At 58.5% G+C, this 8,797-nt stretch carries 9 protein-coding genes; 6 read left to right on the forward strand and 3 right to left on the reverse strand.

Annotated features, from left to right (window positions below):
* Nucleotides 1-244: 244 nt before the first annotated feature.
* The gene (tyrS, locus tag DBR18_RS22555) at nucleotides 245-1,444 is read right to left on the reverse strand and encodes a tyrosine--tRNA ligase (RefSeq protein WP_108591977.1); all 1,200 of its coding nucleotides are present in this window, start codon (nucleotides 1,442-1,444) and stop codon (nucleotides 245-247) included.
* Between the two features lie 212 nt (nucleotides 1,445-1,656).
* On the opposite strand from tyrS, the gene DBR18_RS22565 reads away from it, so the two are divergent.
* Together DBR18_RS22565 and DBR18_RS22570 are read left to right on the forward strand one after the other, a co-directional pair.
* Nucleotides 1,657-3,081, forward strand: a complete 1,425-nt coding sequence (locus tag DBR18_RS22565) for a peptidoglycan DD-metalloendopeptidase family protein (protein WP_108591978.1) — start codon at nucleotides 1,657-1,659, stop codon at nucleotides 3,079-3,081.
* A 3-nt stretch (nucleotides 3,082-3,084) separates the two neighbouring features.
* Nucleotides 3,085-4,176, forward strand: coding sequence for an anhydro-N-acetylmuramic acid kinase (locus DBR18_RS22570; protein ID WP_108591979.1), 1,092 nt, complete (start codon nucleotides 3,085-3,087; stop codon nucleotides 4,174-4,176).
* A 75-nt stretch (nucleotides 4,177-4,251) separates the two neighbouring features.
* On the opposite strand, the gene erpA is transcribed toward DBR18_RS22570, so the two are convergent.
* Both erpA and argC read right to left on the reverse strand, forming a co-directional pair.
* On the reverse strand, nucleotides 4,252-4,602 hold the full coding sequence (erpA, locus tag DBR18_RS22575) for an iron-sulfur cluster insertion protein ErpA (RefSeq protein WP_003228776.1): 351 nt from the start codon (nucleotides 4,600-4,602) through the stop codon (nucleotides 4,252-4,254).
* Between the two features lie 168 nt (nucleotides 4,603-4,770).
* Entirely contained in the window at nucleotides 4,771-5,805 is a 1,035-nt protein-coding gene (argC, locus tag DBR18_RS22580; RefSeq protein ID WP_108591980.1) for an N-acetyl-gamma-glutamyl-phosphate reductase, read from the reverse strand.
* A gap of 135 nt (nucleotides 5,806-5,940) precedes the next feature.
* Here argC and hemJ point away from each other — a divergent pair, with 135 nt between their 5' ends.
* The 4 genes from hemJ to DBR18_RS29745 form a co-directional block, all read left to right on the forward strand.
* Complete coding sequence (gene hemJ / locus DBR18_RS22585) at nucleotides 5,941-6,369, forward strand: protoporphyrinogen oxidase HemJ (protein ID WP_108591981.1); 429 nt, start codon at nucleotides 5,941-5,943, stop codon at nucleotides 6,367-6,369.
* 35 nt (nucleotides 6,370-6,404) lie between these two features.
* Nucleotides 6,405-7,373 carry a nitronate monooxygenase family protein gene (locus tag DBR18_RS22590; protein WP_108591982.1) on the forward strand — a complete coding sequence of 323 codons (969 nt, stop codon included), beginning with the start codon at nucleotides 6,405-6,407 and terminating at the stop codon, nucleotides 7,371-7,373.
* Nucleotides 7,374-7,452: 79 nt separating this feature from the next.
* A complete protein-coding gene (locus DBR18_RS22595) occupies nucleotides 7,453-8,400 on the forward strand; it encodes a DUF805 domain-containing protein (RefSeq protein WP_108591983.1) in 948 nt (315 codons plus the stop codon).
* 61 nt (nucleotides 8,401-8,461) lie between these two features.
* Nucleotides 8,462-8,797: SDR family oxidoreductase (locus tag DBR18_RS29745; RefSeq protein WP_256588850.1), on the forward strand; the 336-nt coding region annotated here is incomplete at its 3' end.

Below are 8,797 nucleotides of genomic sequence, written 5' to 3' on the forward strand. Positions count from 1 at the left end.
TCTACAGCGTTACACGCTGCTGTCAACACCTCTTTTTCACCGCTTTCGACCGAGAAGATCGAACCGTCAAAAGAGCCAGACATCACCGCCCCTTCAACCCCTTCCAGGCTTCGATGAACTGAAGCAACTCGCTGCCGAAAACTTCATAACTCATTGAATCTCAAGGAGTTTTCCGTTTCGACTGCGCCGGAAGTGGGGCGAATTATAGACTTCTAAAATTCGCCGTCAACCCTTATTTCAAACTTTATTCAGCTTTCAGCGTGATACGTGCAAACGCCTTCTTGCCCGCCTGGCAAACGTGGGTCGCGCCCAGTACATATATAAAGGAGCGATCAACCACCTCACCATCAACACGCACCCCGCCAGAAGCCAACAGATCACGCGCCGCTGCCGAGTTCTTCACCAGGCCTGCCTTATTAAGGACAGCCGCAATCGGCATATCTTCAACAGAAGCCAGCTCAATCTCAGGCAGGTCATCCGGAAGCTCACCATCCTTCATACGGTTACCCGCAGCGCGATGAGCGTTGGCTGCCGCCTCTTCACCGTGGAAACGAGCAACAATCTCTTCCGCCAGCTTGATCTTGATATCTCGCGGGTTAGCCCCTGCCTCTACATCTGCACGGAAGGCATTGATCTCATCCATCGAACGGAAGCTGAGCAGTTCAAAGTAACGCCACATCAACGCATCCGGGATCGATACCAGCTTGCCGTACATCACACCCGGCGCCTCCTGGATGCCGACGTAGTTGCCCAACGACTTGGACATCTTCTTCACGCCATCCAGACCTTCGAGCAACGGCATGGTCAGAATGCATTGAGCTTCCTGGCCATACCCACGCTGCAGCTCACGCCCCATCAGCAGGTTGAACTTTTGATCAGTACCGCCCAGCTCGACATCCGCTCGCAGAGCCACCGAGTCATAACCCTGAACCAGCGGGTAGAGGAACTCGTGAATGGCGATCGGCTGATTGGTGGTGTAACGCTTGTCGAAGTCATCACGCTCGAGCATACGCGCGACAGTGTATTGCGAAGTCAGACGAATGAAATCCGCCGGCCCCATCTGGTCCATCCAGGTGGAGTTGAAGGCAACTTCGGTTTTCGCCGGATCAAGAATCTTGAACACTTGAGTCTTGTAAGTCTCTGCGTTTTCCAGAACCTGCTCGCGAGTCAAAGGCGGGCGAGTGGCGCTCTTGCCGCTCGGATCACCGATCATTCCGGTGAAGTCACCAATAAGGAAGATCACCTGATGCCCCAGCTCCTGGAACTGGCGCAGCTTATTAATAAGCACGGTGTGACCCAAGTGCAGATCCGGGGCGGTTGGATCGAAACCAGCCTTGATACGCAGCGGCTGGCCGCGCTTGAGCTTCTCGATCAGCTCGGACTCGACCAATAGTTCTTCCGCACCACGTTTAATCAGCGCTAGCTGCTCTTCAACCGACTTCATAACAGACCCGCAAGGCTCAGATTCAAAGGGAACCAACCATACAAGATCGTGCACCAATTACAAGTTTTGCCCGGCGCACGGACACCAATCCACAGACAGGGTGTCTGTAGACTTGCTTCGGGGATGATTTGGTTATATTTTATACAGTTATTTCATCTTCATCATGTCATTCATCTTTTCCAATTCATCTTTTTTCAAAGTCAAAATTACTTATGACCACTGAACCGTCTAAAGCGCCACCGCTTTACCCGAAGACCCACCTGCTCGCCGCAAGTGGAATCGCCGCCCTTCTTAGCCTGGCGCTCCTGGTATTTCCTTCCAGTGATGTTGAAGCCAAAAAGACGACTCTGAGCCTTGAACTGGAAAGCCCCGCTGAACAACTGACACAAGATCAAGACGCTGCTGATGCGGCTCAAGCCACAAATGAGCCAGTAACCTCGCCGTTCGCGCAGATCGAAAACAGCGCCGAAGACACTACGAAAACAGCAGAAGCCGCACCTGCACCCGCTCCGGTTGCCGAAAAGCCGAAAGCCCCGGGACACCGCGAAGTCATCGTGTCCAAGGGTGATACGCTCTCTACATTGTTCGAGAAAGTCGGTCTGCCAGCCGCTGCCGTACATGAAGTCCTGGCCAGCGACAAACAAGCCAAACAGTTCAGCCAGCTCAAGCACGGCCAGAAGCTCGAGTTCGAACTGAATCCGGAAGGCCAACTGACCAGCCTGCACAGCAAAGTCAGCGACGTCGAAACCATTACCCTGACCAAGAATGACAAGGGCTATGCATTCAACCGCGTAACAGCCAGGCCGACCGTTCGCACGGCTTACGTGCACGGCGTGATCAATAGCTCCCTGTCACAATCCGCTGCCCGCGCAGGCCTGTCCCACAGCCTGACGATGGATATGGCCAGCGTCTTCGGCTACGACGTCGACTTCGCTCAGGACATCCGTCAGGGCGATGAATTCGACGTGATCTACGAGCAGAAAGTAGTCAATGGCAAAGCCGTTGGCACTGGCCCGATTCTCTCTGCACGCTTCACCAACCGCGGCAAGACCTACACCGCCGTGCGTTACACCAACAAACAGGGCAACAGCAGTTATTACACCGCTGACGGCAACGCCATGCGCAAGGCATTCATTCGCACTCCTGTAGATTTCGCCCGCATCAGCTCGAAGTTCTCCATGGGTCGCAAACATCCGATCCTCAACAAGATCCGCGCCCACAAAGGTGTTGATTACGCCGCACCACGCGGTACGCCAATCAAGGCGACGGGCGATGGCAAAGTACTGCTGGCCGGCCGCCGCGGTGGTTATGGCAACACTGTGATCATCCAGCACGGCAATACCTACCGCACGCTTTATGGCCACATGCAGGGCTTCGCCAAAGGCGTGAAAACCGGCGGCAGCGTCAAGCAGGGTCAGGTGATCGGCTACATTGGTACCACCGGCCTGTCTACTGGGCCGCACTTGCACTATGAATTCCAGGTCAATGGCGTTCACGTCGATCCACTCGGCCAGAAGCTGCCAATGGCCGATCCGATCGCCAAATCCGAGCGTGCACGCTTCCTTGCGCAGAGCCAGCCATTAATGGCACGCATGGACCAGGAAAAGGCCACCATGCTGGCTTCGAGCAAGCGTTAAGCCATGGCTCTATATATCGGCGTGATGTCCGGCACCAGTCTCGACGGGCTGGACATCGCCCTGATCGAGCAGACCTCGGCGATCAAACTGATCGCCACCCACTACATTCCCATGCCTGAATACCTGCGCGCCGAGCTGCTGAGCTTGTGCGCCAGCGGCCCCGACGAGATCGCCCGCTCGGCGATCGCCCAGCAGCACTGGGTGCAACTCGCCGCACAGGGCATTCATTCCCTCCTCGATCAGCAGCATCTAAAGCCTGAAGCCATTCGCGCGATCGGCAGCCACGGCCAGACCATTCGCCATGAGCCCGCTCGCGGCTTCACCGTGCAGATCGGCAATCCTGCACTGCTGACAGAGCTGACCGGCATCACCGTGGTCAGCGACTTCCGCAGTCGCGATGTGGCCGCTGGCGGCCAAGGTGCGCCGCTAGTGCCAGCCTTTCATGAGGCTTTGTTCGAAGAGCGTACCGGCAACCGTGCGGTCTTGAATGTCGGCGGTTTCAGCAATCTGAGTCTGATTGAGCCGACCAGGCCTGTAGCCGGTTTCGACTGCGGCCCTGGGAATGTGCTGATGGATGCCTGGATTCACCAGCAACGTGGCGACAACTTTGATCGCAACGGCCAGTGGGCAGCCACCGGCACGGTCGAGCCAGCCTTGCTGAAAGCCTTGCTCAGCGACCCGTTCTTCGTGACCAAAGGCCCGAAGAGCACTGGCCGGGAGGTGTTCAACCTGCCGTGGCTGGAGCACCATCTCTCAAATCTGCCGAATTTCCCTGCTGAAAACGTTCAGGCAACACTGCTCGAACTGACGGCGCAGACCATCGTCGAGTCGCTGCAAAGCGCTCAATCCGATACGAGGGAAATGCTGGTCTGCGGCGGCGGCGCTCACAACGCCACGCTGATGAAGCGTCTTGCCGACCTGCTGCCGAACGCTACAGTCGCCAGCACCGCCACTCACGGTGTCGATCCGGACTGGGTCGAGGCCATGGCCTTCGCCTGGCTCGCCCATTGCTGCCTCGAAGGCATTGCCGCCAACCGCCCGAGCGTCACCGGCGCCAAAGGCCTGCGGGTACTCGGCGCCATCTACCCGAACTGAACAAAACGCAGGCAACAAAAAACGCCGCAGAACCGTAAGGCTCTGCGGCGTTTTATTGTGTGCAGCGAGGTGCGATCAGATCGAGAACGAAGAGCCGCAACCACAGGTCGTGGTGGCGTTCGGGTTCTTGATCACGAAGCGCGAACCTTCCAGACCTTCCTGGTAGTCGACTTCGGCACCGGCCAGGTACTGGAAGCTCATCGGATCGACCACCAGGCTCACGCCTTCGCGCTCGACGATGGTGTCATCCTCGGCCACATCCTCATCGAAGGTGAAGCCGTACTGAAACCCTGAACAACCGCCGCCCGTAACGAATACGCGCAGCTTCAAGCGATCATTCCCCTCTTCATCGACCAGGCTCTTCACCTTGTGCGCAGCACCTTGAGTGAATTGCAAAGCCGTGGGGGTGAAGGATTCGACGCTCATGCTGACTATCTCCCGGCGTTACGCCGCCATAATGCGTGATGACGCGCATTATCCGCTTGTCCTAGAAAATCGGTCAACTATTGTTACGGTATATCAATAAACCCGACCAATTGCCCAAAATGCGAAAAGGCCCGTTTGACGGGCCTTTTTGCTGTGTTGCCGAAAGTGTTACGGCAGCATGCCGGCGTGGGACAGCCCGAAGCGCTCATCCAGCCCGAACAGGATGTTCATGTTCTGCACCGCCTGACCCGACGCGCCTTTGACCAGGTTGTCGATCACCGACAGCACCACCACCAGATCACCATCCTGCGGACGGTGAACCGCGATACGGCAGACGTTGGCGCCACGCACGCTGCGGGTTTCCGGATGGCTGCCGGCGGGCATTACATCGACGAACGGCTCGTTGGCATAACGCTGTTCGAACAGCGCCTGCAGATCCACGGAACGATCCACCACGGTCGAATAGAGCGTGGAGTGAATGCCACGGATCATTGGCGTCAGGTGCGGGACAAAGGTCAGACCGACATCTTTACCGGCAGCACGACGCAGGCCCTGGCGAATTTCCGGCAGGTGGCGGTGACCTTTCACCGCGTAAGCCTTCATGCTTTCCGACGTCTCGGAGTACAGCGAGCCTACAGCCGCACCGCGACCAGCACCGCTGACGCCGGATTTGCAGTCGGCGATCAGGCGCGAAGTATCAGCCAGGCCCGCTTCAAGCAGCGGCAGGAAACCCAGTTGTGTAGCGGTTGGATAGCAACCCGGCACAGCGATCAGACGCGCCTTCCTGATCTGCTCGCGATTGACTTCCGGCAGACCGTAGACCGCTTCGTCCAGCAGCTCTGGTGCACCGTGTGGCTGACCGTACCACTTGGCCCATTCTTCAGCGTCCTGCAGACGGAAGTCCGCGGACAGGTCGATGACCTTGGTGCCCGCCGCCAGCAGTTCACCGGCCAGCGCATGGGCCACACCATGCGGGGTGGCGAAGAACACCACGTCGCAAGCGCCAAGCGTCTTGATGTCCGGCACGCTGAATGCCAGGCCGTCGTAGTGGCCGCGCAGGTTCGGGTACATGTCAGCCACGGCCAGACCGGCCTCGGATCGGGAAGTGATCACCACCACTTCTGCCTGCGGATGCTGTGCCAACAGACGCAGCAGTTCGACACCGGTGTAACCCGTGCCGCCGACGATACCGACCTTGACCATAAACCTGCCCTCAACGAACCCACTGGAAAGCCGTCGATAATAGGGGCCGCGCGCCCCTGCGACAACCGTCAAGGTGACGTGCGGACGCTCAAGCCTCTACTATCCCGGCTACCGTGAACCTGGGAATAATCAAAAATGCTCTATCTATGGATCAAAGCCTTTCACATCGTCAGCGTCGTGTGCTGGTTTGCCGGGCTGTTCTACCTGCCGCGACTGTTCGTTTATCACGCACAAAGTGAAGACACGCTCAGCAAGGAGCGCTTCAGCGTCATGGAGCGCAAACTGTATCGCGGCATCATGGGCCCGGCGATGATCGCCACGCTGATCTTCGGCGGCTGGCTGATCTACCTCAACCCGGGCATCTTCAGCATGGGCGGCTGGATTCATGCCAAGCTGACGCTGGTGATCCTGCTGATCGGCTACCACCACATGTGCGGCGCGCAGGTAAAACGTTTCGCCCGTGGCGAGAAAACCCGCAGCCATGTCTTTTATCGCTGGTTCAATGAAGTGCCGGTTCTGATATTGCTGGCTATCGTAATTCTGGTCGTGGTCAAGCCGTTCTAATTTCATGACAGGCATCACACCTCGGGGGATTTCCAATGTCGCTGCCCGCTCTGCTCGAACAACGTCTACGTCTGCCCGTGGTGGCGGCGCCGATGTTCCTGATTTCCAACCCGGAGCTGGTGCTCGCCTGCTGTCGTAATGGTGTGGTCGGCAGCTTCCCGGCGCTGAACCAGCGTGAAAGCAGCGGCTTCAAGGCCTGGCTGGAGCAGATTGAAGCGGGCCTGGCGACACTCGACAATCCCGCGCCGTATGCGGTGAACCTGATCGTGCATAACAGCAACCCGCGCTTGCAGGCGGATTTGAACATCTGCGTCGAGCACAAGGTACCGATTGTCATCACCAGCCTCGGCGCGGTGAAGGAACTGGTCGATGCCGTGCACAGCTATGGCGGCCTGGTATTCCACGACGTGACCACGCGCCGCCATGCCGAAAAAGCCGCCGAAGCCGGAGTCGACGGTTTGATTGCCGTCGCGGCCGGCGCCGGCGGCCATGCCGGCACCTGGAGCCCGTTTGCGCTGATTGCCGAAATCCGCGAGTTTTTCGATAAAACCCTGTTGCTTGCAGGATGTCTTAACCATGGCCATGAGATTCTGGCTGCACAACTGCTTGGCGCGGATCTGGCCTACTTCGGCACGCGATTTATCGGCACCACCGAAAGTCACGCGCCTGACGCTTACAAGGACATGCTGCTGACGGCCAAAGCCGCGGACATCATTCATACTCCTGCGGTCTCTGGCGTACCGGCCAGCTTCATGCGTCAAAGCCTTGAGGCTGCGGGCTTCGACATGGCTGCCTTGCAAGGCAAGGGCGAGGTCAATTTCGGCGACAAGCTCAAACCGATCAACGACGAAGCCAAGGCCTGGAAGACCGTGTGGTCCGCCGGCCAGGGCGTAGGCCAGATTGACGACCTGCCGAGCGTGGATCAGTTGATCGCGCGGCTCGACGCGGAATATCGTCGGGCGCAGGAACGTGCAGCGCAGTTGCCGAAGCGCTGGCCACGCTGAGAAAAATCAGGCCAGTCACCGACCGACTGGCCTTACACTTGCTGACCTTCAATTCATTCGCGACAAGGATGCCTCGGCCATGAGCGAACCCCGTTACAAGATCGTTTTCGACGGTGCTCTACAGCCCGGTGTCGATCTCACCACCGCCAAGCTCAATCTGGCGGCGCTGTTCAAAAGCGATGTCACGGCCATCGAGCGCCTGTTCAACGGCAGTACCGTCGCCCTCAAGCGCGACCTGAGCCACAGTGACGCCCAGACCTATCTGCAAGCACTGAGCAAAACCGGGATCGATGCGCGGATCGAAAATGAAACGGCGATCGAATTGAGCCTGTCGGACGTGCATGAACAACCTACGGCCTTCAACGAACCCACCTCACCTTACGCGCCCCCTCGAGCCAACGTTGGCGAGAGCCTTCCAGCATTCGCGGTACTCAAGCCCTTCAGCGTCGAGGGCCGGATCGGTCGCCTGCGCTTTCTGGCCTGGACCATGGTGCTGAGCCTGGTGACTTTGCCGATCGTGGCGATATTTGCATTCATCGGCCTTGGCCTGGTCAGCGGCGACTCCACCACCGGCCTGATCATTGGCGGGCTTTTTGCGTTTTTCCTGTTTCTGGGCTTCATCATTGTCAGCATCCTGTTCAGCGTGCAGCGCCTGCATGACATCGGCTGGTCCGGCTGGCTATGGCTGCTCAATCTGGTGCCGTTCGTGGGCAGTTTCTTCCCGCTGGTGATCATGGTCTTGCCGGGCAATACCGGCGCCAACCGTTACGGCCCGCCACCGCCACCCAACAGCACGGCGGTCAAAATACTGTGCTCGCTCTGGATCGTGTTCTTCGCCCTGGTGTTTGCCGGCGGCATGCTCGGCGGTATTTCGGCCATTCAGCAAGAATATGAAACCAACCTCGAGAGCAGCTATGAAAGCGGCTCGGTCACCACCGATGAAGTGGAGGTCGAGACTGAACCTGCGAATTCCGTGGACGATGCAGCCGAAGCGCCCCCGGCCCCTGTAGACTCTGCGAAAGAATGAACAACGCTCCCCGCCGTGACACCTGCGTCGCTGGCGCGGGGCTGTTGCGATGGAGAAATGCATGACCCGTTACGCTCTGATCACCGGCGCTTCCAGCGGCATCGGCCTGGCCATGGCCGAAGCTCTGGCCCGGCGCGGCCGCAGCCTGATTCTGGTGGCCCGCCAGCGTGATCAGCTGGAAAGCATCGCGATCGAACTGACCCAGCGCTTTGGCGTGGAAGTCCTGTTTCGTGCCTGCGACCTTGGCGAGCCTTTGCGCCTGTCCGGCTTTTTGCTGGAACTGGAAGAGGGCGACCGGCAGATCGATCTGCTGGTCAACTGCGCCGGTATCGGCACCTGCGGCCCGTTTCTGGCGCAAGACTGGATGACCGAGCAGGACCTGATCGAAGTCAACATC

This window comes from Pseudomonas sp. HMWF021 (assembly GCF_003061005.1).
Lineage (GTDB): Bacteria > Pseudomonadota > Gammaproteobacteria > Pseudomonadales > Pseudomonadaceae > Aquipseudomonas.